This is a genomic window from Daejeonella sp., from assembly GCF_044342615.1.
Lineage (GTDB): Bacteria > Bacteroidota > Bacteroidia > Sphingobacteriales > Sphingobacteriaceae > Daejeonella.
In genome coordinates this window covers 1-23,432 of sequence record NZ_JBIIPN010000027.1, presented here as the reverse complement: position 1 = coordinate 23,432, position 23,432 = coordinate 1, and the positions used below count along the sequence as shown (strand labels likewise).

21 protein-coding genes are annotated in these 23,432 nt (G+C 33.5%); 6 read left to right on the top strand and 15 right to left on the bottom strand.

What is annotated here, in order from left to right:
• The 8 genes from ACIQ0D_RS04155 to ACIQ0D_RS04120 form a co-directional block, all read right to left on the bottom strand.
• Positions 1–858 carry a glycosyltransferase gene (locus tag ACIQ0D_RS04155; protein WP_395803303.1) on the bottom strand — a complete coding sequence of 286 codons (858 nt, stop codon included), beginning with the start codon at positions 856–858 and terminating at the stop codon, positions 1–3.
• A gap of 79 nt (positions 859–937) precedes the next feature.
• Positions 938–2,095, bottom strand: coding sequence for a DegT/DnrJ/EryC1/StrS family aminotransferase (locus tag ACIQ0D_RS04150; protein WP_395803302.1), 1,158 nt, complete (start codon positions 2,093–2,095; stop codon positions 938–940).
• Positions 2,092–3,534, bottom strand: a complete 1,443-nt coding sequence (locus ACIQ0D_RS04145; RefSeq protein WP_395803301.1) for a lipopolysaccharide biosynthesis protein — start codon at positions 3,532–3,534, stop codon at positions 2,092–2,094. Before ACIQ0D_RS04145 ends, ACIQ0D_RS04150 begins: the two co-directional genes overlap by 4 nt.
• An 83-nt stretch (positions 3,535–3,617) precedes the next feature.
• Positions 3,618–4,670: an acyltransferase family protein gene (locus tag ACIQ0D_RS04140; protein ID WP_395803300.1), complete on the bottom strand. Its 1,053-nt coding sequence runs from the start codon at positions 4,668–4,670 to the stop codon at positions 3,618–3,620.
• Between the two features lie 57 nt (positions 4,671–4,727).
• On the bottom strand, positions 4,728–6,029 hold the full coding sequence (locus ACIQ0D_RS04135) for a nucleotide sugar dehydrogenase (RefSeq protein ID WP_395803299.1): 1,302 nt from the start codon (positions 6,027–6,029) through the stop codon (positions 4,728–4,730).
• Between the two features lie 2 nt (positions 6,030–6,031).
• A complete protein-coding gene (locus ACIQ0D_RS04130; protein ID WP_395803298.1) occupies positions 6,032–6,556 on the bottom strand; it encodes a UpxY family transcription antiterminator in 525 nt (174 codons plus the stop codon).
• 215 nt (positions 6,557–6,771) lie between these two features.
• A complete protein-coding gene (locus tag ACIQ0D_RS04125; protein WP_395803297.1) occupies positions 6,772–9,072 on the bottom strand; it encodes a GumC family protein in 2,301 nt (766 codons plus the stop codon).
• 24 nt (positions 9,073–9,096) lie between these two features.
• Positions 9,097–9,864, bottom strand: a complete 768-nt coding sequence (locus ACIQ0D_RS04120; protein ID WP_395803296.1) for a polysaccharide biosynthesis/export family protein — start codon at positions 9,862–9,864, stop codon at positions 9,097–9,099.
• 571 nt (positions 9,865–10,435) lie between these two features.
• Between ACIQ0D_RS04120 and ACIQ0D_RS04115 the strand changes: the two genes are divergently transcribed.
• The 3 genes from ACIQ0D_RS04115 (at position 10,436) to ACIQ0D_RS04105 (ending at position 13,365) form a co-directional block, all read left to right on the top strand.
• On the top strand, positions 10,436–10,657 hold the full coding sequence (locus ACIQ0D_RS04115; RefSeq protein ID WP_395803295.1) for a helix-turn-helix domain-containing protein: 222 nt from the start codon (positions 10,436–10,438) through the stop codon (positions 10,655–10,657).
• 291 nt (positions 10,658–10,948) lie between these two features.
• Entirely contained in the window at positions 10,949–12,154 is a 1,206-nt protein-coding gene (locus tag ACIQ0D_RS04110; protein WP_395803294.1) for an ATP-binding protein, read from the top strand.
• Positions 12,155–12,225: 71 nt separating this feature from the next.
• The gene (locus tag ACIQ0D_RS04105) at positions 12,226–13,365 is read left to right on the top strand and encodes a serine hydrolase domain-containing protein (protein WP_395803293.1); all 1,140 of its coding nucleotides are present in this window, start codon (positions 12,226–12,228) and stop codon (positions 13,363–13,365) included.
• A gap of 37 nt (positions 13,366–13,402) precedes the next feature.
• Here the strand turns inward: ACIQ0D_RS04105 and rlmF are convergent, their stop codons facing one another.
• Complete coding sequence (gene rlmF, locus ACIQ0D_RS04100) at positions 13,403–14,320, bottom strand: 23S rRNA (adenine(1618)-N(6))-methyltransferase RlmF (protein WP_395803292.1); 918 nt, start codon at positions 14,318–14,320, stop codon at positions 13,403–13,405.
• Positions 14,321–14,553: 233 nt separating this feature from the next.
• Between rlmF and ACIQ0D_RS04095 the strand changes: the two genes are divergently transcribed.
• The 3 genes from ACIQ0D_RS04095 (at position 14,554) to ACIQ0D_RS04085 (ending at position 17,913) form a co-directional block, all read left to right on the top strand.
• Entirely contained in the window at positions 14,554–15,228 is a 675-nt protein-coding gene (locus ACIQ0D_RS04095) for a BON domain-containing protein (protein WP_395803291.1), read from the top strand.
• A 74-nt stretch (positions 15,229–15,302) separates the two neighbouring features.
• Positions 15,303–17,279 (top strand): ATP-dependent zinc metalloprotease FtsH, encoded by a 1,977-nt coding sequence (gene ftsH / locus ACIQ0D_RS04090; protein WP_395803290.1) that lies wholly within the window; start codon positions 15,303–15,305, stop codon positions 17,277–17,279.
• Positions 17,280–17,469: 190 nt separating this feature from the next.
• Positions 17,470–17,913, top strand: coding sequence for an Hsp20/alpha crystallin family protein (locus ACIQ0D_RS04085; RefSeq protein ID WP_395803289.1), 444 nt, complete (start codon positions 17,470–17,472; stop codon positions 17,911–17,913).
• Between the two features lie 170 nt (positions 17,914–18,083).
• On the opposite strand, the gene ACIQ0D_RS04080 is transcribed toward ACIQ0D_RS04085, so the two are convergent.
• From ACIQ0D_RS04080 to ACIQ0D_RS04055, 6 genes are all read right to left on the bottom strand, one after another.
• Complete coding sequence (locus ACIQ0D_RS04080) at positions 18,084–18,911, bottom strand: universal stress protein (RefSeq protein ID WP_395803288.1); 828 nt, start codon at positions 18,909–18,911, stop codon at positions 18,084–18,086.
• A 34-nt stretch (positions 18,912–18,945) separates the two neighbouring features.
• Positions 18,946–19,779 carry a hypothetical protein gene (locus ACIQ0D_RS04075; protein WP_395803287.1) on the bottom strand — a complete coding sequence of 278 codons (834 nt, stop codon included), beginning with the start codon at positions 19,777–19,779 and terminating at the stop codon, positions 18,946–18,948.
• A 129-nt stretch (positions 19,780–19,908) separates the two neighbouring features.
• The gene (locus ACIQ0D_RS04070) at positions 19,909–20,052 is read right to left on the bottom strand and encodes a hypothetical protein (protein WP_395803286.1); all 144 of its coding nucleotides are present in this window, start codon (positions 20,050–20,052) and stop codon (positions 19,909–19,911) included.
• A 14-nt stretch (positions 20,053–20,066) separates the two neighbouring features.
• Entirely contained in the window at positions 20,067–20,198 is a 132-nt protein-coding gene (locus tag ACIQ0D_RS04065) for a DUF2064 domain-containing protein (protein WP_395803285.1), read from the bottom strand.
• A 127-nt stretch (positions 20,199–20,325) separates the two neighbouring features.
• Positions 20,326–21,591: a DUF1501 domain-containing protein gene (locus ACIQ0D_RS04060; protein WP_395803284.1), complete on the bottom strand. Its 1,266-nt coding sequence runs from the start codon at positions 21,589–21,591 to the stop codon at positions 20,326–20,328.
• A gap of 13 nt (positions 21,592–21,604) precedes the next feature.
• Positions 21,605–23,432, bottom strand: a 1,828-nt coding sequence (locus ACIQ0D_RS04055; RefSeq protein WP_395803283.1) for a DUF1800 domain-containing protein, incomplete at its 5' end; no start/stop codon positions are given.

Here is a 23,432-nt window from a genome sequence, read left to right as displayed (position 1 = left end):
TTAAACGAGAGTAATTAATGTATTTATAGCCTTTTGAAATTTGAAATTTTTAACATCAAAAAGAAAATATTGCATCAAATAAATTTTCAATAATTCCTTTTTATGTTGTGCTGTATAAGAGAAATTATTAATCAAGATATTGAAATCATCAATCATTTTCTTCTTTCTAACCTGCGAATCGATCATGCTCCAAACGCCTGCCTGATGCAAGCGATATACTGCCATTATCTCAGGAAGTACGTATAATTTAGCTTTAGGTTCAGATAATACATATAGTTTGAAAAATGTATCAGCACTATAAACCTGGTAAAACCATTCCTGACTTTTTATGTGTTTTAGATGATCGTTATTTTTCATCATCATGGTACAAACTCTCGTTTCATTTTTTCTACCTAAAAGCACATCTTCATACGTATATTCAAGACTCACGGGATTATTATCTTCATAAACTAAATCGCCATTTTCATCAATCACACTACTATAATGGCAGCAAATAGAGCTGTCAGGATTATTTTCCATAAAATCAACTTGCATTTGTAATTTGCGAGAATCTGTCCAATAATCATCACCATCACACATAGCGATATATTTGCCCTGTGCGGTACCTAATGTTTTTAAAATATTGGGAGTAGCTCCCCCATTTTTCAAATTTGTTAACAGTTGTATCTTACCTGGATATCTTTCTGAATAATCTTCAATAATGGATCGAGTAGCATCTGTTGAGCAATCATCTCCAATAATAATTTCATAGTTAAAATTTGTGTTTTGCATTAAAAACCCATCTAATGCCTCTGCAATGTATTTTTCCTGATTATAAGTAATGCAACAAATGCTCACCATATTTTCATAATTGTTCATGAGAATAGATTGTTTGAATTTATATTAAAATGATTTCAAATTCATTTAGAATTAAATGATTGAGAACTAATTGGAAGGATTATTTGTTTGTTTTTACGAGCAAAGCTGTCTCAAGTAATTGAGCAATATCGGCCTCGATACTCGAAGGTGCTTGAACCTCATAATGTTGAGCTCGGAGCATAACTCGTGTAATGAGATCTAAATCAGAAAATGTTAACGTGTGATAGAGTGGCAAACAAATTATACGTTCAACTATTGAATCACACACAGGAAGTTCAGTTTTATTAACATAAGACAAGGTTGATAAGGAAGGATAGAAATAACGCCTACAATAAATCTTTTCTGTTTCAAGATCTGAAAGGCATTTTAACATCAATTCTTTAGAGTCAAATAAGACTGGAAAATAAGAATAGTTGGGAATATAATTCTCCTGATGCTTTGGAAAACTTGCTTTTAAGTCTGCTAATTTTTCTAAATAGTATTCTGAAAGAGACTTTCTCTTTTTCAAAATCTCATCCACATATTTCAAATTGCAAAGTCCCATGGCTGCATGAAACTCACTATTTTTTCCATTTATACCTAATTCACTGTATTGATCTTGGCCATTATGACCAAAATTTCTCATGAAAGCCATTTTTTTAAGTAGTTCCGGTTTTCTGGCAAATACAGCCCCACCTTCAATGCTATGAAACAACTTGGTGGCATGAAAACTAGTTGTGCTAATATCGCCGAACTCAAATACTGACTTCCCTTTATATTTTGTCCCAAAGCAATGCGCAGCATCAAAAATAACTTTTAGTCCATGTTTGTCGGCAATAGCTTGAATTGCATCAATATCACATGGATTTCCATACACATGCGTAGCTAAAATAGCGCTTGTATTTGATGTAATAGCAGCTTCAATTTTTAGCGGATCAATATTAAATGTATCGGGCTCAATATCCGTAAAAACAGGCTTGCATCCCTCCCAAACAATGCTACTTGTGGTCGCTACAAAAGAAAAAGGAGTGGTAATTATTTCTCCTTTTAACTCTAAGGCCTTGATAGCAATTTGTAAAGCAACAGTGCCATTTGAAACATATAGTAAATGTTCGATGTCAAGATAATTTTTCAATTTTAGCTCAAACTCATTTACTAGCGGACCATTATTGGTTAACCATTGACGCTCCCAAATACTCTGTAAATAGGCATCATATTCTTTGGCTTTCGGCAAAAAGGGTTTTGTTACAGGTATCATCTTTTTAGAATTAATTGTTTAAAATCAGAAATGGCTGTGAATTGCATGAAATAACTGCTAGACATATATAAAATATAATAGAATAAGCTATTGAAAATCAGGCGCTCTAAATCGGAGAATTGTATGTAGGGTTTAAGAATCATATCCATAAAAAAACAAATCAAGCCTATCAAAATGGATAGTGAAATGGCTGGAAAAATATCTGCCAATTGCTCTTTGATAGAATAATTAATTAGGATTCCGCTATAATATGAATTGATAAAACACGACAAAATACTGAAGGCAAGTTGGAAATAAAGTAGGCCAAAAATTCCAAATGGAATGATGAGTAAAATGCCGATTACTGCAATTGTCTTTTTTACAATCTCAATTTTTAATATAAGATCGCTCCTGCCTTTAACTTTTAAAATATTATGATTGTAGGCATGAAGAGGATAAAGTATACCTGCGAGACATAATATTTGAAAATACGGAACAGCTGGAAGCCATTTTTCAGTCAGTAAAAATCTGAAAAGAGGCTCAGCGAGCACAACAAGAAGAATTAATATTGATGCATTCCAAAATAATACTTGTTGCACTAACTTTTTATAGACCATTTTAAGTCGGATATTATCTTCCGAAATGGAGGCAAACATGGGGTAAGTAACACTGTTTATGGCATTAAATATATTATTTGTAGGCAATTGACTGATAGAATCTGCTCTTGAATAATATCCCAATTGAGCTGCAGAATAGTTTTTACCGATAATCAGTACATAAATGTTTTTATAAATAATTTCCAACAATCCAGAAAGGGTCATTTTGTATCCAAAATGAAAGTGTCTTTTAAAGCAAGCAGAATCAAAAATTAAAGATGGACGCCATTTAGAAAATACCCAATGAAATAAGGTAATTAAAAACGATTGTGAAATATTCATCCATACAAGGCTCCATACTCCAAACCCGTTAATTGCTAATAAAATACCAATTAGACCGCTAGTTAAAACAGATGGTATTTGAATCAAGGCTTGGGTTTTAAAATCCATAACTTTAACAAGCCGTGCATTTTGAATTTCATAAAAAGCATTGATTATGAACACAATAGAATATAATCTGAGAACCGAAGTCAAAATTTCCTGCTTATAAAAAGCAGAAATGAATGGTGCTAAAAAATAAACCAAAGCATAAATCACCAAACTACCACCAAGGTTGAAAAAGAAAACCGTTGAATAGTCCTTTTGGTTAGCCCTACCCGTCCTAATTAAGGATGATGAGAGTCCGCCATCAACTAACAATCCGCCTACAGCCACAAAAACTGAAAGCATAGCTATTATTCCGAATTCAGATGGACCTAATATTCTAGCTAAAACAATGGTTATAAAAAAACTAATAATTTGTACACCAAACTGTTGACTAAAAGTCCAAATGAGACCATTCAGTGTTTTTTTTCTAAGACTCATAAAAATTGGGCAATCAATCTGATTCAAGTATTGAATCGATAAATGGTGATAGGAAGAGCCTTAAATAGACTTATTGGATAATTTTATCTTGATTTTTCAAGAACATTTTTATGCGAAAAATGATCTAAATCTGTACTAATTTTTGATTTCTTACTTAAATTTAAGTTTGAAAGAAACTTATGCTTTAGAAATAGACTTAAAGGATTCTCAAGATATTTTATAACTAACCAAGCCAATAAAAACATCATCAAACTAGTTGATGAAATCACTATGAAATAATTAGGAAGATATGAGTACAAATAAGTGATTAATGCATAGCCAATATTTTGGTGTAGAAGATATAATGGGTAAGAAATAGAGCCCAAAAACAATAATGGAGCCCAATTAAAATAGCTCAATTTACCTCCAATGAAAAGATAAAAAGTGGCAAACCAAATAGGATAAATAATTAGGTTGTAAGTCTCTCCATTTACATAAATTGCTGTAAACAAACAACTTAAAACTATTAAATGGTCAACAAAAGAACCTTTATTGAATTTCAAATTATAGAAAAATATACCTGCGAGGAAAAACATTCCATATTTTAAGTTCAAAAAATATTCCCCAAAAGGGAATAAACCTGATTTATTTAAAATCATCCAGCTTAACCAGATTATTGCAATTATTTTAATGTTTTTCAAGAAGTTTAAATAGTACAAAGTACCCATTAAAATATAGAAGAATAATTCTGGCAATAACGACCAATATACTCCGTCGATATTGGGAATTTCAAATATTCCCTGAATCATTGTAAAATTCATTAGAATTTGAAAAGATGAAAAATCATCACTTCTAGGAATATTATAAATAACTGAAATAAAAAGAGTTATGAGTATGCAAATCCAATAAGCAGGATATAATCTGATAGCTCTTTTAAGGATAAACTCTTTAATATTTGTTACATTTTGAAGCGACATAAAAATTACAAAACCACTAATCATAAAAAATAGCTCCACACCATGATGTCCAAAATACCATTCAAAATTTGGTTGATTTTGAATTTGAAATATTTCAAAATATCGACTTGTATAATGATATAACATCACGTTAAGTGCTGCAAAGCCCCTTAAAACATCTAATTCCTTTAAACGATGCATCCCAATCAATTTAAGCCAGTAATTTTATATTTTGTGAGCGCAATTCTACTTTGATATTTATAAGCGTACATCCACCATGTCGTGAGGTAAAGCATATTTTATATCATAAACGACTGTTTTTTCCTTAGACATGCTTGTTACATCCAAATCCTTAAACTGATGATGAGCCACGGCCAGCAGAATACCGTCATAAAGTTTATTTTTAGATTGATCATTCTGACAATCAATCCCATAGGTATCATTAACTTGCTTGCTATCTGCCAATGGATCATGAATGGTGAGATCAATTTGATATTCTAATAATCTCTTAACAATATCAATAACTTTAGTATTTCTAACATCTGGACAGTTTTCTTTAAAAGTAAAGCCTAAGATCAACACTTCACTCCCTGCTATGGCAATGCCCTTTGATAACATAGCTTTTACCAATTGATCTGCAACATACTCTCCCATTCCGTCATTCACCCTTCTTCCAGCAAGTATAATTTCAGGATGATAACCTACCTCCTGTGCTTTTTGAGCCAAATAATATGGATCAACTCCAATACAATGTCCACCAACTAAACCAGGTTTAAAATTGAGAAAATTCCATTTGGTAGATGCTGCATTTAATACCTTATTCGTATCAATTCCAAGCTTATTGAAAATCATGGCTAACTCGTTAATAAAAGCAATATTGATGTCTCTTTGAGCATTTTCAATCACCTTTGCAGCCTCCGCAATTTTAATAGATTCTGCCTTATGGGTACCAGCTACAATGATTGATTTGTATAATGAATCTACAAAATCTGCTGTATCTGGATTGGATCCTGAAGTAATTTTGAGAATCTTTGTTAAAGTATGTTCCTTATCACCCGGATTAATTCGCTCAGGTGAATATCCAGCAAAAAAATCAACATTGTAAACCAATCCTGATTCTCTTTCTAAAACTGGTACACACTCATCTTCAGTAACTCCAGGGTAAACGGTTGACTCATAAATAACAGTATCGCCAGGCTTTAAAATAGAGGCAATCATGCTGCTTACTTTTAACAGGGGACTTAAATCAGGGCGATTATACCTATCTACAGGCGTAGGGACCGTGATTATAAAAACATTGCATTTTTTTATATCGTCAATCTGGTCTGTTAACAACAAGCCACTTCCAGAATCATCTGTATTAATCAAAACACCCTTAAGCGACTCACTATCAACCTCATAAGTATGATCATAACCCCCATTTAACTGGCTTACCCTTTCAGCATTTAAATCAAAGCCACATACTTCAAAGTGCTTTGCAAATTCTGTTGCTAAAGGCAGACCAACATAGCCCAATCCTACAACTGCGATAGATATTTTTTCTAATAAAATATTACTCATACTTAAATAGGTGCTAAATCTGAAACTGAAACTCTAGTAACCAAGGCGCAATCCAAATGATCAAATACCATTAAAACTGTTTTCCCATTAACTTTAACAATACTTCCATCCTGGTTAGCTAAAACGCCGTTTTTTATCCTTACACGATTACCAACGCATACATTTTCTAAACTCACTACTTCTGCATCAGGGTTTTTTAAAAGAATATCTTTAATTTTTTCAACTTCAGAGTCTTGTACAATGGCCGGTTTGCCAAGAAAATAAATAAAGTTTAATACCCCATGAGTTTGTCGTACTTGCTGTTCCTCCTTTAAATTAATATTCACAAAAACATAAGAACTAAAAAGAGGTATTTCAACTACTTTTTTCCTATCGGCCCATTGGCTCTCTACTTTTTTTAAAGGACAAAAAGAATTTATTCCTTGCTGCTGAAGTAGATGATCTACTTTTTTCTCCCACCTGGCTCTCGTGTAAATCACAAACCAATTCCTCGTTTTCGATGATCTTAATTTACTTGACTCTTCCATAATATATTAAAAAAATTATTTTTTGTTATCGATTAAACACAGCTTCGCTAACTCACTTACATGATTAATTTTGAATTAGAATGATTTTAAACTTGTTATTGCTAAAGAATGAAGCAATAATTTAATGGGTATTAAAATTGTTTTTCAACAAATACAGGGCAAAAAAACAGCACTAAATAAAAACTCTATTGAATGACCATCAGAGAAATATGATATTAAGCATATTTCTTAGTGGTATTCCCATAGCCATAAGATCTCATATTTTCTTTTTTAGCATCATTGAAAACAATCATGAGATTTTTAAGTTTTTTATTCTCACAAATGTCATCTAAGACAGCTATTTGCATTCTATCTGAAAAATTATATCTCAATAAATAAATGCTTGCATCTGCATATGGTGCGATATTAAATACATCTGCTACCAAACCAACTGGAGATGTGTCAAGAATAACATAATCAAATTTTTTCCTGAGGTCTTCAAAGAGGCCTTCCATTCTATCGGAAGAAAAAAGTTCTGTTGGATCATCGGGAAGTGAACCACAACCAATAACAGATAAGTTAGGTGTTGCTGCTGAGGGACTTATAATTTCATCCAATTCAAGCTCCTTATTTTCAAGGTAATCAGCCAATCCTTTTTCATATTTGATATTAATACCTTTCATCAGATCTGGCTTACGTAAATCAAACTCCACAATAACCACTTTTTTTCCAGCCAATGCTAGTGTAATTCCTAAATTGATAGAAAAAAATGTCTTACCCTCACCCATCATTCCAGACGTAACAAGCAAAATCTGACTCTTAGAGTCGCTAATAATATTGCCTAAATTGGATTGAATATATCTAAATAACTCTGAAATAGTGGTCCTACTGCCTCTTTTTACTACTACCGTATTGTTCTCGTCATTATGACTTAACTCACCTAATATCCGAGTATCACCAAGAAGCTGAACATCACTTACCTCTTTAATTTTTGTGTTTAATTTTTCTCTACTACTGAAAAAGAATAGTGGAAGTAAAAAGCCAGTAACTAATGAGCCTAAATAAATTAAGGCCTCTTTTGGCTTTGCAGGTGCTGTATGATAGGCCGGCCTATCTACAACTAATGAGGTAGGAATGGTTGCAGATAGTGATAGAGCAGTTTCTTCTCTTTTTTGAAGAAGATATTGATAAATCGCTGCCTTTACTTCTTGATCTCTACTTAATTGTAATAAACCACGTTCAACAGCAGGTACATTTCTAATTTTTGATTCAAACTGGTTTGATTTATTTACTAAGTTATTCCTCTCAAGAATAAGACCTGCCTGAACATTTTTCAATGTTTCTTGCAAATACCCTTTTAATCCCGACAACTGCTCATTAATATTGATAATCAGTGGATTATCTGGTCTATTATTACGTAATAAGCGCTGTCTTTCAATTTGTAAATCATTGTATTTGTTAATCAAATTGTTTAATGTAAGATCTTTAATTCCGAGTGTACTTGGAACAATCTCATACATGCTATCTCTTGAACCTAGATAATTTGCTAATGATTTTATTAAATCTAATTGTACACCCGCCGAAGACAAATTAAAATCATAATCACCTGACGTTCTTAAGTTTAGCTCCGAATCGGCACTCATATTGGTTACACGATTTACTTGCTTATAGTTTTCAACCCCACGCTCTAAAACAGAAAGATCACTATTTAAATCAACTAAACGCTGATCTATAAATCGTATCGTATTTCTTGCTACCTTATTTTTAGTGCCTACATTTTCATCATTATAGGTATCAATGAGCTTATTTAATATATCTACTCCACGCTGCGGAATCGGGTCTAGTAGTGTTAAAGAAACAGTATTGGCATCTTTTACTATAGGTACAATTTTTAAAGCTGATAAGCTATAATATTCAGCCATAGTATAAAGATCATTAAACTTTATTTTTAGAATAGGTGTAGCTGTTGAAAATGCTGGTCCCTTAACAACCCGAATGTTATAACCTGGTCTTTGAATCAACTGTCCATAATTATATAAAACATTCTTTTCATTCGTATTTAGCGAAAATACCTGGTCATCTTTTATAGAAAGCTCAATTTTTTGGGAATATGCTTGATTATTAAGATATTCAATTATCACCTGAACTGGCAAGTTTTCACCATACAATTCTTTATCATTAAAGAGCCCAGGAATGAAGTAACTTGTTTCCAGCTTAAGATCTTTGACTGTTTTAAAAATCAAATCTCTTGATCTTAATACCTCCATTTCATTATCTACCGTGCGAGCGCCGCGAAACATATCTAGATCGCTAAAGGCTGTCCCCTTCAACATTCCATCACCTTTAAAATCATTTTGAATTAATAAAGTGCTACTTACTTTATAAAATCGTGTTGCATTCATTATATAAAGACTTGCAATAGCCAAAGAGATTAATATGCTTATTATAAAAACATACCAATATTTAACAAGTTTAGACAAGATATCATTGAGATCACCTGCTGCCGAAGAAGGTTGATTTTTAAGTTTTAAAGCCATGACTTATAATTTTTTATTTGTGTTTTATTTAGATAGAAAAGCAGTAGACAAAACTGCTACAGCCGAAATTGTGGCTACAAGAAGGGGCATTAGTCGGTTATTGGGACTAAACTCTATAGATTTTGCCTTGTCTGGTTCAACATAGATAACATCATTCTGCTTCAGGTAGAAGTAGGGCGAATTTAAAATAGCTCTATTATTAATGTTTACACGTACAATTGAACGCTTACCATCCATTTCTCGGATAACAAGTATATTTTCACGCTTTCCATAAGGAGTTAAATCGCCTGCCATACCCAATGCCTCCAACAAATTAATTTGCTCATTAGGAATATTAAAGGTTGCGGGACTATTTACCTCTCCGATAACTGTTATCCTAAAATTGAGATATTGCATGTTTACAATCGGGTTTTTTACATATTGGCTAAGCTGACTTACCAAAGTTTTCTGTGCTTGCTCAAGTGTTAAACCCTTCAAATTAACCATACCTAATACAGGAAAATTAATCGCTCCTTCTTTATCCACACGGTATCCCTCCTTTTCGAAATAACCATTTTTATTAATGTTGTTAGAGTTAACAGAAAACATAATATTTGACTCTGTACTTAGTGTATTAATAGTTATACTAAGTAAATCATTCGACTGGATTTTAGGTTCAGTTTCGGCTGTAATTACTTGACTATCGTTGTTTTTATCAACCATATCACTGAAATAAACAAGATTTCGACGAGGTGCACAAGAAGCACTTAATATTATTAATACTAGAGCACAGTAAGCATACATTTGTTTCATAATTTTATTTTTAATTAAATTCAATTAAACAATTATTCATTATTTAGAATTTTAAAATTAGAGACTTCCAATTGGAAAAAAACGTGGTTTACAGTGATTGTAAAGCGAATTGTAAAGAATTTACAAGATATTATACAAGAATGTAAATTAGGATATACAGTTGATTTACAACATTTTTTTAGAAAGAGTATTTCATAACTAGAGCAACAAAATAAATCGGGTAATTTAATAGAACAAAAAGCTCGATTTTAACTTCAGTAATCAAAATAGCATTATATAAATAAATGCTCGAGACAACTTTGTATTAGGAAAAAGAACTAAAAATCAATTAAAAAAATAGAATTATTATGATAAACACTGTAAATTGAAGAATAAAATTTCGCTGGATTAGGATCCTAAATAATATTTCAAATTAATACTCTCCTAAAATGCCGAAATTTTCTTAATGTAGATAATAATAAAATATACCATCAATTAAATCACTATATCCTTAAAAAATCAGGTATGTGAACACTTCATGGTTACAAACATCCAATATAATTTAATTTATTTTACAGTGAGCTGGGAAATAATGAAGAGCACAAAGGAAATATTAGGATCGTTGATAAAATCCAGAAGATTAGAGAAGAAATTCACTCAAAAACAATTAGCAGACCTACTTGAAGTAGATCGTCAATACGTTTGGCGATTGGAAAATGGAAAGATTAATTTCACAATGGATTATTTAGATAGAGTAATCTACAAGCTTAATTGTGAGCAAAAAGACTTTATAGTGGTTACAATAGAAGATTGAAAATATTTAAAATCGAATAAATATTTAAAAATCTTTATTTTAAAATATGGTTCTTTTAAATATTAAAATCATTTTTTAGATATCTGAACAAATAATCAACACTTGTTTTCTATATCCCAAAGGTAGAATTGTTGAATTTTCTTTTTTAGAATTTATTATTTGCTTAATAAGACCTATTTCTTGGAATTTGTCTATAAGATGTTTTCCAGAATTTAAAACATTTAGATTATTTAAACAAAAAACGAGTTTTAAACTTTATTATATAATAATTGCCAATAAAATTGAAAACTTATGCAAAACATAGTTAAACAATATCAAGCAAATAATATCCTATATAATATTTGGAACAAGGGCGAAACAATCGCTTTAATAACTAATAATAATTGTATTATAGAACTACTAAATCCTTTTGCAGAAAATAATTTAGGATATTCATCTGAAGATATTATAGGAAAAATGAACCTAGATGATTTTTTTGACAAAGAAGAATTATCAATAATTGCCAAAAGTCAGATTAAAGATTTTGATACTGAATATAAAAAAACAAATTGCTTATGTGCTTTGATTTGTGAGCTTGGCCAAGGGCATGAAATAGAATTGAACATGATTAGGAAAGATGGTAGTAAGTTTCCTGTCATTATGAATATCATAAAAACCTCTAATAAAAGTGCTTGCTATGCTTTAACCGCAAACTTCAATAAGGCAAAAAAGATTTCTGAGTTAACTAAAATCGATAACGACCTCTTAAATCTCCTTAAAAAAGAAAAACAGCTCAATGAGGCAAGAAAACAAAATTTAAATTTCGCGTCGCATGAACTTAGAACACCTCTCAGTATCATTCTTTCCTCAGCATTTATCATTTCAAAATTCGAAAAAACTGAAGATCAAGAAAAAAGAGAAGAACAAATAAAACATATCGTATCGGCGGTAAACTTTTTAAGGGATATCATAAACGATTTCCTAACATTAAATAAGATAGAAGAAGGACAACTAGAAATAAAAAGACAAAATTTTAATTCAGAAGAACTGATTGGCAAAACCATATCAGAGCTAAATGTTATACTAAAAAAGGGACAGAAAATTACCTTTAAACATGTAGGCCCAACAAATCTATTTACCGACGCTGATGCCTTTAAACATCTTTTAATCAATATTTTATCTAATGCCATAAAATTCTCGCCAGAGAATGCCAAAATTATTGTTTCAAGTAAATTTTTAGAAGGTGAATACAAACTATCTATAAAAGATCACGGATTCGGAATTTCTGAAGAGGATCAGAAAAAATTGTTTAGTCCATTTTTTAGAGGCTCTAATGTAAAGCAGGTTCAAGGTACAGGACTAGGATTGCATATTGTGCAATATTATCTTGATAAAATGAATGGCAAAATAAGAATTAAGAGTAAACTCGATAGTGGCACAACCGTTGAAATAAGCTTTAAGGATGTAAAAGAATCGAGCGCAATAAAATCTGATTTTAAAAAAACAAATACTCCATAATTTGAAATGCCTTTGATTAATTATTTTAAAATAATAATCGTAATTTTATTGAAACAAAAAGCTTCATCAGAATGAAATTAATCAAGCCATTTATTGCATTAACACTAATTCTTTGCCTTTCATTATCAGCATTCGCTCAAAATGAAAAAGCAGCGTCCGACATTCAAGAAATCATGAAAAAATTTGAAGTCGTAGGTTTATCTGTTGCCGTAGTAAAAAAAGGTGAAATTATTTATAATGAATCCTTCGGCCTAAAGGATAATACTAGCAATGAACCTTTAAAAAACGACCATATTTTCCGTATTGCGTCCATATCCAAATCCTTCTCTGCTACCTCTATCATGCAATTAGTAGAGGCTGGGAAATTAAATTTAGACGACGACATCAGTGATTTAATAGGCTTTACCGTACGTAATCCCAATTTCCCGGATCAAAAAATCACTCTTAAGATGTTAATGTCGCATACCTCAAGCATTAATGATAGCCAAGGATATTTCACTCTCGATGCCATCAATCCTTCGAAAAACCCAGATTGGGAAAAATGTTTTAGCCAATATGCGCCAGGCACCAATTATCAATACTGCAACCTTAATTATAATATGGTTGGTACAGTTATTGAAAAATATTCTGGCGAAAGATTCGATAATTATGTAAAAAATAACATCCTTAAGCCATTAGGATTGTATGGTGGTTATAATATCGATTCTTTAGATGCAAGCAAATTTGCTACCCTACATGAATATAATACTAAAAATAAGACTCTAAGTCCCTCGCCGCTAGCTTATTCTACTCGTCGCGATATACTTTCAAATTATAAAATGGCCTATAGTACTCCGGTATTCTCACCTACTGGAGGAATGAAAATATCATCTGGAGATCTTGCAAAATACATGACCATGCACATGAACTTCGGTAAGTATAAAGGTGTTAAGATCATCTCAAAAAAGAGCTCGCGCTTGATGCAAACCAAAATATCTGAAGAAGAAGGCTATGGTTTAGCAATTTCAAATCGAAATGATGTGATACCTGGAGAAATGATGACTGGTCATACTGGCTCAGCATACGGACTATACAGCGCTATGTTCTTTAATCCTAAAGAAAAGTTTGGATTTGTAGTTATAACCAACGGCTGTAACCCTAATTATACCAATGGTTTGAATGATGTGCTAAGAGCTGGATTAAATAGCTTATATGATAATTTTATTAAATAACTTAATATTTTAGATACAATTTATCTTTAAAATTAAATTATTGGAGCTTCCAAGCTAAAATCCGACTCTTTTTATTTCCTTGATTCATCTCAATAGTACGAACTTCTTTAGCTTGTATTTTATCAAGTTCATAATAACAACTAGAAAGGCTTTCTTTTTTTGAAACTAAAGAGGTAAACCATTCAACTGACTCCGCAAATTGGCCACTTTCGGTTATCATATTTTTAAGGAATTTCTCTTCCCCTCCTTCACACCATAACTCTGCATTTTTTCCACCAAAGTTTAAATCAGTAGCCATTTTAGGCCCCTTAGCTAAGTTTTTCCATTTACGCTCCGTAGCTTCAGACGCTTCCCTTAAAGATCCATGAAAGGGAGGATTACAAATCGAAAGCTTAAATTTTTCACCTGGATTAATTAGATCCATAAATATCTTAGTACTTGACCTTTGCTTTCTAATGCTTATCGATTTGGAAAGTGCATTGGCATCCACAATATTAGTTGCAGAGCGCATTGCCAACAAATCTATCTCAGAACCAACGAAGGTCCAGCCATATTCACGATGGCCAATTAATGGATAAACACAATTGGCTCCAACACCAATATCAAGCACCTTCACATTTTTTCCTTTTAGGATAGATTCTTCACCTTCAGAAATAAGGTCTGCTGCATAATGTATATAATCTGCTCTGCCAGGTATAGGCGGACATAAAAAGCCTTCTGGGATATCCCACAATTGAATCCCATAAAAATGAATTAAAAGGGCTTTATTAAGAGTTTTAACGGCAAGTGGATCTGTAAAATCTAGGGTTTCTTTATCAAATTGATTTTTTATCACAAAATTGGCTAAATCTGGACAGGACTTGATCAAAATTTCAAATTCATAGCTAGCTCTATGCTTATTTCGTGGATGCAATTCTACTTTCTCATCAGAGACAGATTTAGATTTTAAAGGCATAGACGAAATTATCTAAAATAATGGATTAAACATTCTATTCTTAAGAATTTTATTCAACAAGAAAATAGTAAAACCGTTAAAAAATCATAGCTAGAGCTGAATTTTTAATTACACAAAATAATTTTGATCAATATCAAAGTCCTAATTGATTACCCTCATAAGCAATTTTTCTATTTAAGCCTACTTTGAAAATAATTACAAAAAGCAAATTATTAACATTAAAAATCAAAAAAATGAGAACTGACAATCAAATTCAAAAAGATGTGATGGAAGAGCTAAGCTGGGAGCCTTTTCTTAATGAATCGGAAATTGGAGTAGGGGTAAAAAATGGGATTGTAACCCTCTCTGGCATAGTTGACACCTTTTCAAAAAAATTAAGTGCTGAAAAAGCCGCCAAGCGGGTTGCAGGTGTAAGAGCTGTAGCCGAAGATATTCAAGTTGGCGTTTCTCCGACCTATCGAAAAACTGATACCGAAATTGCCGAAACAGTGTTAAATGCACTTAAATGGAATACCACTATTCCCGACAATAAAATTAAGGTTAAAGTTGAAAATGGGAATGTGAAGCTAGAAGGTGACGTTGAATGGGAATATCAACGTGTAAATGCTCGCAGAGCCATTGAAAATATTACTGGAGTTAGCTCTGTAATAAATCTAATTTCTGTGAAGCCAACACTTAAAGCCCAAGATGTCCATCAAAAAATCAATAGTGCTTTTCATAGAAATGCTACCATAGATGCTGATCGAATTACTGTTGAAGTAGATGGCAATAAAGTTATTCTTAGTGGTAAAGTTCGATCTTTTGCCGAAAAAGATGATGCTGAAAGAGCTGCATGGTCGGCTCCAGGTATTTTAAGCGTAGAAAGTAATCTGAATGTGGAAGTGCCCGAAATGGCATTCAATGATTAATCTCCTAAAAATTTAAAAAGCTGGATATTAAATCCAGCTTTTTAAATGCCATAAATTAAGCATGTAAAAATAGCATGAAGCCAAAACGACAGGAAATCTCTCCAAAAAAACAAATTCCTAAAAATCAGACTCCCAAAAAACAGTTTTTCTGGGCTGTAGTTTATATAGCCATCCTTTTTATGTTGTTTTTTCCCTATTTACCTGGGTTCAACAATGCTGAATCTGAAATTTCATGGCAACAATTTGAAAGTGAAATAATAAGTCGCAAAGCTGTTGAAAAGATAAATATTGTCAACAAAGAGGAGGCTGAAATTTTTATTAAGTCTGATTTGGCTAGCGACCCATATTTTAAAAAAGCATTTGATACAAAAATCAAGGGACAATCTAATCCCGGCCCCCATTATAAAATTACAATAGGATCTTTAGAAAGCTTTGAGCGTAAAATGGATGAGGCTCAAAAAAACATCCCAATAACACAAAAAATTCCTATAACTTATTCAAATACAAGTAATTGGTTCTGGAATGTCTTCGGCTGGTTACTTCCATTATTATTGATTTTTTACCTCTGGCGTATCATGTTTCGTAAATATGCAGGAATGGGAAGTCAATCCAATGGAAATTCTATTTTCAATTTTGGCAAATCTAATGCCTTAATGGTAGCTCATGAAGAAAGCCGCATAACCTTTGAAGATGTGGCAGGTTTGGAAGAAGCTGAACTGGAAGTCCGTGAAATAGTTGAATTTTTAAAAAACCCGAAGCAATTTACCCGCTTAGGCGCTAAAATACCCAAAGGAATCTTGTTGGTTGGGCCACCCGGAACTGGCAAAACTCTTCTTGCAAAAGCCGTTGCCGGTGAAGCAAAAGTCCCATTTTTTATCATTTCAGGATCTGAATTTGTTGAGATGTTTGTTGGCGTTGGTGCTGCCCGTGTGCGCGACTTATTTAAACAAGCGAAAGAGAAAGTCCCATGCATCGTTTTCATCGACGAGCTAGACGCGATAGGCCGCACAAGAGGCAAAGGAGCGTTTTTAAGCGGCGCAAATGATGAAAGAGAGAGTACGCTCAATCAATTACTCACAGAAATGGATGGCTTTAGCTCAAACAGTGGCGTAATTGTTCTTGCGGCAACCAACCGAGCAGATGTGCTCGACCCTGCACTGCTCAGACCAGGAAGATTTGATCGGCATATTTATTTAGAATTACCCAACTTAAGAGAACGTGAAGCAATATTTAAAGTTCACTTACGCCCATTAACTTTAGATAATAACATCGATATCCCCTTTTTAGCAACACAAACTCCGGGTTTTTCTGGTGCTGATATCGCCAATATTTGTAATGAAGCTGCCCTTATTGCCGCAAGAAGAAAAGCCGATGCCGTTGGAAAAATGGATTTTTTAGATGCTATTGATCGGATTGTTGCGGGACTTGAAAAGAAAAGCAAAATTATTTCTCCTGAAGAAAAAAAGATCATTGCTTATCATGAAGCTGGCCATGCTTTGGTAAGCACATTGCTGAAGCATGTAGACCCTATCGTAAAAGTGTCTATCATTCCTCGGGGTAAAACATTAGGAGCCTCATGGTATTTACCCGAAGAAAAACAGCTACGGAATAAAACTTCATTCATTGAGCATTTATGCAGCGGATTAGCAGGCAGAGCAGCAGAAGATATTATGTTTGGAGATGTTTCAACAGGGGCATTAGATGATCTGGAAAAAGTTACCAAGGAAGCCTATACCATGGTAGTTTATTATGGCTTCAATAAAAAAATTGGAAATGTTAGCTTTTATGATTCAAGCGGACAAAGAGACATGAGTATTCAAAAGCCATACAGTGAAGAAACCGGCAGAATGATTGATGAAGAGGTTAGAATCCTAGTAAATTCCTGTTATGAACGTAGTAAAAATCTTTTAGAGAGAAATAAGGAATCTCTCAGCAAGATTGCAGATTTATTGTTTAAAAAGGAGGTCATTTATAAAGACGATATCGACCGTATTCTTGGTAGAAAACACGAACGAAATAATATCCAAAGAGTGAGCGAAAAAATATATTAAATCGTAAAAAATAATTAAGAATAAATCTGCCTAAATAGATACATATTATAAAAAAACAGCCATAAGGCTTAAATAAAAGGGTTATTGATGAAACTCAGTCCGCCAATTGATTCCCGTCAAACTCCCTAAAATCGATTAAAAATATCTTTGTTTAACAATAAATAGATAAGCAATTTAAAAAAGGAAAATTATGAAAACTGACACATTAGCTAGAGTAAGCGGAGGAATTCCCTCTGTATTTGATGATTTATTAAAACCATGGAATGATTGGTTTGAAGGACGTGAATTATGGAGCCGTGGAGCGAGTTTACCACCAGTAAACATTATGGAACAAGAGAATCAATTCTTGGTCACTTTAGCTGCTCCTGGTATGAAAAGAGAGGACTTTAAGATTGACCTTAGTGGAAATATGCTGAATATTAGCAATGAAACTGAAGAGGAAAAAGAAGAAACAGAGAAAACTTTTACACGTAAAGAATATAATTACAGAGGCTTTAGCCGTAGTTTCTCCTTACCTGAAGGTATCGATACCGAAAAGATAGAAGCCAAATATGAAGATGGCATACTCAAAATCACACTTCCACGGACTGAAGAGTCGAAAATGAAAGTAGGAAAGAGTATTCCAATTCAATAATTGGGTTAACCACGCGCTCCAAATTTGGAGCGCGCTGGTTATTAAATTATTTTAACATCCCACCCATTATGCCTCAGAACCAAAGAATCAATCAATAATCTTTATATAGCATTCCAAAACATCGATTAATTTGATATTATCGATTTTTTTTAGTATATTATTGTTTTATCTCATTCATGAATCGATAAAATAGGTACCTGTGCTTGTAAAACTATATTTTTCGATTTACTAGATTTCAATATTTTATTAAAGAAGCTGTGTTTTTTAGGGGTTACAATAAGCATCTCCAATTTATTTTTCTCAGCAAAATCATTAATACTTTTTTCAACTTTATCTGAAACCATAAAATGATATTTAGGATTCAATGCTCCTAATTGATCATGAAGCCAACGCGTTGCATTCGCCGTTTCCAAATCACTAGTCTTACGACTTTCTGTTTGTACATGTAAAATATGAAGCTCCGAATTAAATTCTCTAACCAATTTAATAATCTCATCAACAGGCACAGTGCTGGCAACATCTCTAAAATCACATGCCAATCCAATCTTATGTAGCCTCCCAAAATGCACCTGCGAAGGAACGATAATTAAGGGCCAGGATAGCGACTTTATTGCTTCAATCGTATTTCCACCAAATAAAAAGCGATCAATAGTATTACTACTATCCGCACCCATCACCACGGCATAAGTATCTATAACTTCACATATATTTTTGATACCTGAAACTACATCGCCTGTTAAAACCTTAGTTTTAATAGTAATTTTCTTAGGTGCATCTTTTAAAATTTTAGCTTTTAGCTCTTTAAGCTGCTTCTCTGCCTTAGATATCGACTCCTCAATGTAAAATGCAGGTGGAGGAACATCTGTATAGGTCATACTTACGGGACAAACATGTAGCAGGGTTAAATTAATACCCAAAATATTCGCCATCTGAGCAGCATAGTTGACTGCGTTTAGTGAGACTTCTGAAAAATCAGTTGGTGCAAGAATGGTTTTCATATATTGATATATTTATGTGATTAAATGATGATTTTTAATTATGCGCAATAAATATGGGCTGTGTTAATGTTTTTATTAATACTTCGGCCGTGCTCTCATTAAAAAATTGTGAGATTGAATTTCGACTATAAGCCCCCATAACAATAAATACATGCTTTTTCCTTAGTAGAAATGTCATTAATTCATTTTCAGCTATACCCTCAAGAGCAATAAAATTGACATCTAAATAGTGGTTTTTAAGCCACTCCCTTAATTTTCCTAAATCCCTTTGGGGCCAAGTCCCAGATTTATTAACTTGAATTATACTGAGCTTTTTATCAAAATATTCTGGAAATAGGTAGGTAAACTGTTTAATGGCAAAAAGAGAAGATTGTGAACCATTATAAGTAAAAACAAGCTCATCAATACGCTCAAATGATAGCGGTGAGATAATCACCGGACAAGTTGCACGGTTTAGAATTTCTTTGACACTTTCTGATGGCACTGAGGATACCCCATCACTTAAAGAAAATGCGGCATCAATAATAATCAAATCAGCAAATGCACTTCCTGTAATTAATTCATTTATAGATAGTTCTTGTTCCAAATAAATATCACTGCAAACTTCATTACTTATACAACTCTCTTTAAAAAGATGAATATTGGCTTTAATTTGTTCCTGCTTTGATGGAAGCACATTAGTTTGATTATCCATTTGGGATGGAATGGCAGAATCTTTAATCTCTAAAATGTCATCATCATCCAAATTGTTGACATCTAAGAAAACACCATAAACTTTCGACTTAGAAAGTCGAGCTAAATAAAATGCAAATTCAGAAGATCCTTTATCAGGATTGAGTGCATTTAAAACTAAAAATATTGTTTTCATCCTTTATTTTTTATTAAAAATATGGATGTTGAAAATCGATTTATATGATCATAATCAAGCACTTAGCTGATAAGGATTGATCAATTTCGTATAAGGAAAATCAAGAAATATTAAATAGGGAAAATTAAATTATTGCTGTTTATCGAAAGGTCCTAAATCAAATACATCATCAATATCATTTAATTTTGGTAATAGATAATAAGATGTTTGAAGTCGTTTGAAATCATTAATTGTATCCTTAGCCACCTCATCAGTACTCCATTTTTTATTCATAAAAAGCTCAGGAATTAACGTTTTTTTCCGAGTAAATAGTAGCCTCCATCTTTCGCGGGACCAAAAACTGCATCATTTTTATTAAGATGAGATATCGCTTCTTCTAAAATGGAGCTATTCAGTTCTAAACTAACATGAATCTTCAAGATGTTGAGCAAAATATCCGTTATCAGTTGTCTTTTATCAGTTGTTGGTTATCAGTTATCAGTTGTCGGTTATCAGGCTGGCGTCATCTTTCTGTCTTTATTCCTTGCTCCTTGTTCTTTCTACCATTTACCTCATCACTCCAATCCCCTTCCCATCAAAACCAGGAAATAAAACTTGATTTTTATTGGAAATCAATAGATGTTTTTCAGCAACTTCCGAAAAAATACTTCTAAAATCTGTTGTAACAGCTAAATCTCGCCCATCCTCCAAGTTTTCGATAGCTAAAGGTGCTACTTTACCGTGTACCTGTCCGCCACGTACATCATTCCCAAGAATAAAATTACAAGAGGCACGACCATGATCTGTTCCTCCTGTTCCATTCTGTTTCACGGTTCTACCAAATTCGGTCATCGTCATTACCGTCAGATCATCGTGATATTGAGCCATATCGGTCCAGAATGCCATGATACTCATGCTTAAATCAGTCACATTCCTAGCAAAAACTCCATTTTCAGCGCCTTGATTAAAGTGGGTATCCCAACCTCCTGATTCTGCAAATGCAAGTTCCAAACCCACATCCATTTTAATTAATTGGGCAATTTGCTTTAAAGAATTGCCTAAAGGACTATTTGGATAAAGGGCATTATTTGCTGGCTTATAATTCTTTGTATCAACTGACTTCAACATTTTGATAGCCTCAAAACTCTCCTTGCCGGTAGATTTTAATAATCCTGGTGAGGTTTGATCGTATAATTCTTCAAAACTTTGTGATACCTTATTAGTATTCATCTGGTTAGCACGCAGTTGAATATTAAAATCTTGAAGGTTACTGATAGATAAAGAAGGTATTTCACCGTAGAATGATCGAGGCATAGCATTCGTTAAGCTTACAGATTGAAATGGCGTCGCTTCATGCCCTAAGAGTCCCGCCGCCCGGTTCAACCAACCACTCGATGTTCCTTTGCTAAAGGGGGTCCCCGATTCCATATAATCTTGTGCATCAAAATGGGAACGTGTATTATTGGGAGATCCCATCCCATGTACTATTGCCAAACGATTATCTCTAAAAACAGATTCAAAGGCGCGCATGGCGGGGTGCAGCCCAAATCGACCGTCTAAATCGATTAGCGGATTGTTGTTTCCTGTTTTCACCGGACTCATAAACAATCCCGGTCGTGCGGCTTTAAGGTATTGATCTTCAAATGGCGTCACAGCCATCAATCCATCCATTGCCCCTCGTTGAAAAATAGATACCAAAATTTTCTTCCGCTTAAAAAGCTTAGGTGCCTCTATCAATTCGGCTGCCTGAGCCATAAATGCGGGAATTCCCCCAATTCCTATCCCAAATAAGGATAGTCCGCCTGCCTTTAAAAATGCTTTTCTAGATATCATATCGTATATCTTATTATTTACGTTGAAATTCTGGAGAGCCTAAAATCAAACCAACTACCTGAGCCAACATATTATCCCCTGCCATTTTTACAGAATTATTCACTTTTTTATCAGTAATTTTTTCATTCATCATTAAATCATCATCCTCATTTACAGCATCTTGCATTTTATTGTTTTGGGATGCAGCAGTCTCCACTTTTTTAACCAAATCTGGATCATTTAACATCGACTTCAATCGCTCAATGGTTTTATCAAGATTTCGCTCCGGCATAATGAGCTTACTATAACTCATCAGGGCAGCTTCCGAACTTTCAGGTTCATGATTATTATTCAAGGCTAAAAGATCAAATTTAATACCCGGAATTCGCTGAGAAGCCAAAGCCAAGCCAAAATTCATTCTATTTAACAAGGAACCGGTATTAATCCAAAATTGCCCCTTATCGGGAAAGCCGGTAGGTGCTTGATAATAATACATTTTCTGCCCCATTTTGCTTATCCATGTATTTAATTGACTGGGCTGTTTGATATCTGCATTTAAACTGCGAACAGCACTTATGGCCAACTCAAATGGAGATTTTGTTTTTTCTCTCAATGCCTCTTTCGACCAAAATTCGGGCGAAGTTACCATGCTCAACAAAACCTCCGAAATATTACCATTTTTCTCATTGAAGGTAGCCGTCATTCTATCTACCAGCGCTTCCGAGGGATTATCATTCACAAAACGAACGGCCAATTTCTGGGAGATAAATTTAGCTGTAGATGGATGTTGAGCAAGCATGTTTAACAGCTCAACCCCCTCTTCATAACCTCTATTTGCAGGAAAAACCTTTCCTAAGACTGTTTTTGAGCCACGGTCATGTCTGTTGGCAGCAAACATAAAATCATCTTCAAAAACGAAACCTCTTTTCTTGAGATTGTCCGTCCCTGCTTTTTCAATCATTTTCTTCAATGGAGCACCATAAGCATTCTCCATAGGTGCTACAGACCAGCCAGTAAGAATACGGGCGGCTTGGGTCACATCCAACTGACTATAACCTCCATCAACACCCAAAGTATGTAATTCCATTACTTCGCGAGCATAGTTCTCATTCAATCCCTGGTTTTTTCTATTTTCCTGTAATTTAGATACAATTTGAGCACGCATAGAAGTACTATCCACCATTTGCATTGCAGCACTTGAAGGCATTTGACCTTGACCTTTGGCATTTTGAGGCTTTCTTGTATTTTCTAATGTTCCAGAACTACTAAAATTGTCCAAAAAGAAGAGCATGGCAGGCGATTTTGCCGTAGCTATTAATAAATCTGAAAATTGACCAAATACATGCGGACGAATTACATCACGTTCATAAGCCGGAATATATTCGGCACTAATATTTTTTGTTATGGATACATTAAAATGGTTAAACCAAAAATCTGTTAACACCTCCTTCAATTGATTATTACTGTATGTGGCTCTTAAAATCTTTTGGTTAATTAATTGCCTAAAAAGATCTGCCTGCGGCTTGTAGCCCTTCTCAAGCATGTAAGCCGCAATTTGCTCTCGGTATTTCTTACGATCTGAGAGATTAACCGAATCTTTATGAATTACCCCATCACGTATTGCCCAGCGCAAAACCTGTGCATTTTTAGGATAAATTTTAATGACCTCTGCATTGCTAAGATTTAAAGCATCATAAGAACTCAACATTTTTTCTAAACGCTCATCCTTCTGATTGGCCGCTAACTGTTGTGTAAACCATTTTTCTAAACCTATTTTTAACACTTCATCGATATCACCTGCTTGCGGACCAAAAGAAAATCGATTTAATAAATGTGCAGCGGCTTCACGATCTGTTAATCCC

Coding starts and splice junctions, on each gene's coding strand:
- ACIQ0D_RS04155 (WP_395803303.1), bottom strand. CDS start 858: ATGAACAATTATGAAAATATGGTGAGCATTTGTTGCATTACTTATAAT.
- ACIQ0D_RS04150 (WP_395803302.1), bottom strand. CDS start 2,095: ATGATACCTGTAACAAAACCCTTTTTGCCGAAAGCCAAAGAATATGAT.
- ACIQ0D_RS04145 (WP_395803301.1), bottom strand. CDS start 3,534: ATGAGTCTTAGAAAAAAAACACTGAATGGTCTCATTTGGACTTTTAGT.
- ACIQ0D_RS04140 (WP_395803300.1), bottom strand. CDS start 4,670: ATGCATCGTTTAAAGGAATTAGATGTTTTAAGGGGCTTTGCAGCACTT.
- ACIQ0D_RS04135 (WP_395803299.1), bottom strand. CDS start 6,029: ATGAGTAATATTTTATTAGAAAAAATATCTATCGCAGTTGTAGGATTG.
- ACIQ0D_RS04130 (WP_395803298.1), bottom strand. CDS start 6,556: ATGGAAGAGTCAAGTAAATTAAGATCATCGAAAACGAGGAATTGGTTT.
- ACIQ0D_RS04125 (WP_395803297.1), bottom strand. CDS start 9,072: ATGGCTTTAAAACTTAAAAATCAACCTTCTTCGGCAGCAGGTGATCTC.
- ACIQ0D_RS04120 (WP_395803296.1), bottom strand. CDS start 9,864: ATGAAACAAATGTATGCTTACTGTGCTCTAGTATTAATAATATTAAGT.
- ACIQ0D_RS04115 (WP_395803295.1), top strand. CDS start 10,436: ATGAAGAGCACAAAGGAAATATTAGGATCGTTGATAAAATCCAGAAGA.
- ACIQ0D_RS04110 (WP_395803294.1), top strand. CDS start 10,949: ATGCAAAACATAGTTAAACAATATCAAGCAAATAATATCCTATATAAT.
- ACIQ0D_RS04105 (WP_395803293.1), top strand. CDS start 12,226: ATGAAATTAATCAAGCCATTTATTGCATTAACACTAATTCTTTGCCTT.
- rlmF (WP_395803292.1), bottom strand. CDS start 14,320: ATGCCTTTAAAATCTAAATCTGTCTCTGATGAGAAAGTAGAATTGCAT.
- ACIQ0D_RS04095 (WP_395803291.1), top strand. CDS start 14,554: ATGAGAACTGACAATCAAATTCAAAAAGATGTGATGGAAGAGCTAAGC.
- ftsH (WP_395803290.1), top strand. CDS start 15,303: ATGAAGCCAAAACGACAGGAAATCTCTCCAAAAAAACAAATTCCTAAA.
- ACIQ0D_RS04085 (WP_395803289.1), top strand. CDS start 17,470: ATGAAAACTGACACATTAGCTAGAGTAAGCGGAGGAATTCCCTCTGTA.
- ACIQ0D_RS04080 (WP_395803288.1), bottom strand. CDS start 18,911: ATGAAAACCATTCTTGCACCAACTGATTTTTCAGAAGTCTCACTAAAC.
- ACIQ0D_RS04075 (WP_395803287.1), bottom strand. CDS start 19,779: ATGAAAACAATATTTTTAGTTTTAAATGCACTCAATCCTGATAAAGGA.
- ACIQ0D_RS04070 (WP_395803286.1), bottom strand. CDS start 20,052: ATGAATAAAAAATGGAGTACTGATGAGGTGGCTAAGGATACAATTAAT.
- ACIQ0D_RS04060 (WP_395803284.1), bottom strand. CDS start 21,591: ATGATATCTAGAAAAGCATTTTTAAAGGCAGGCGGACTATCCTTATTT.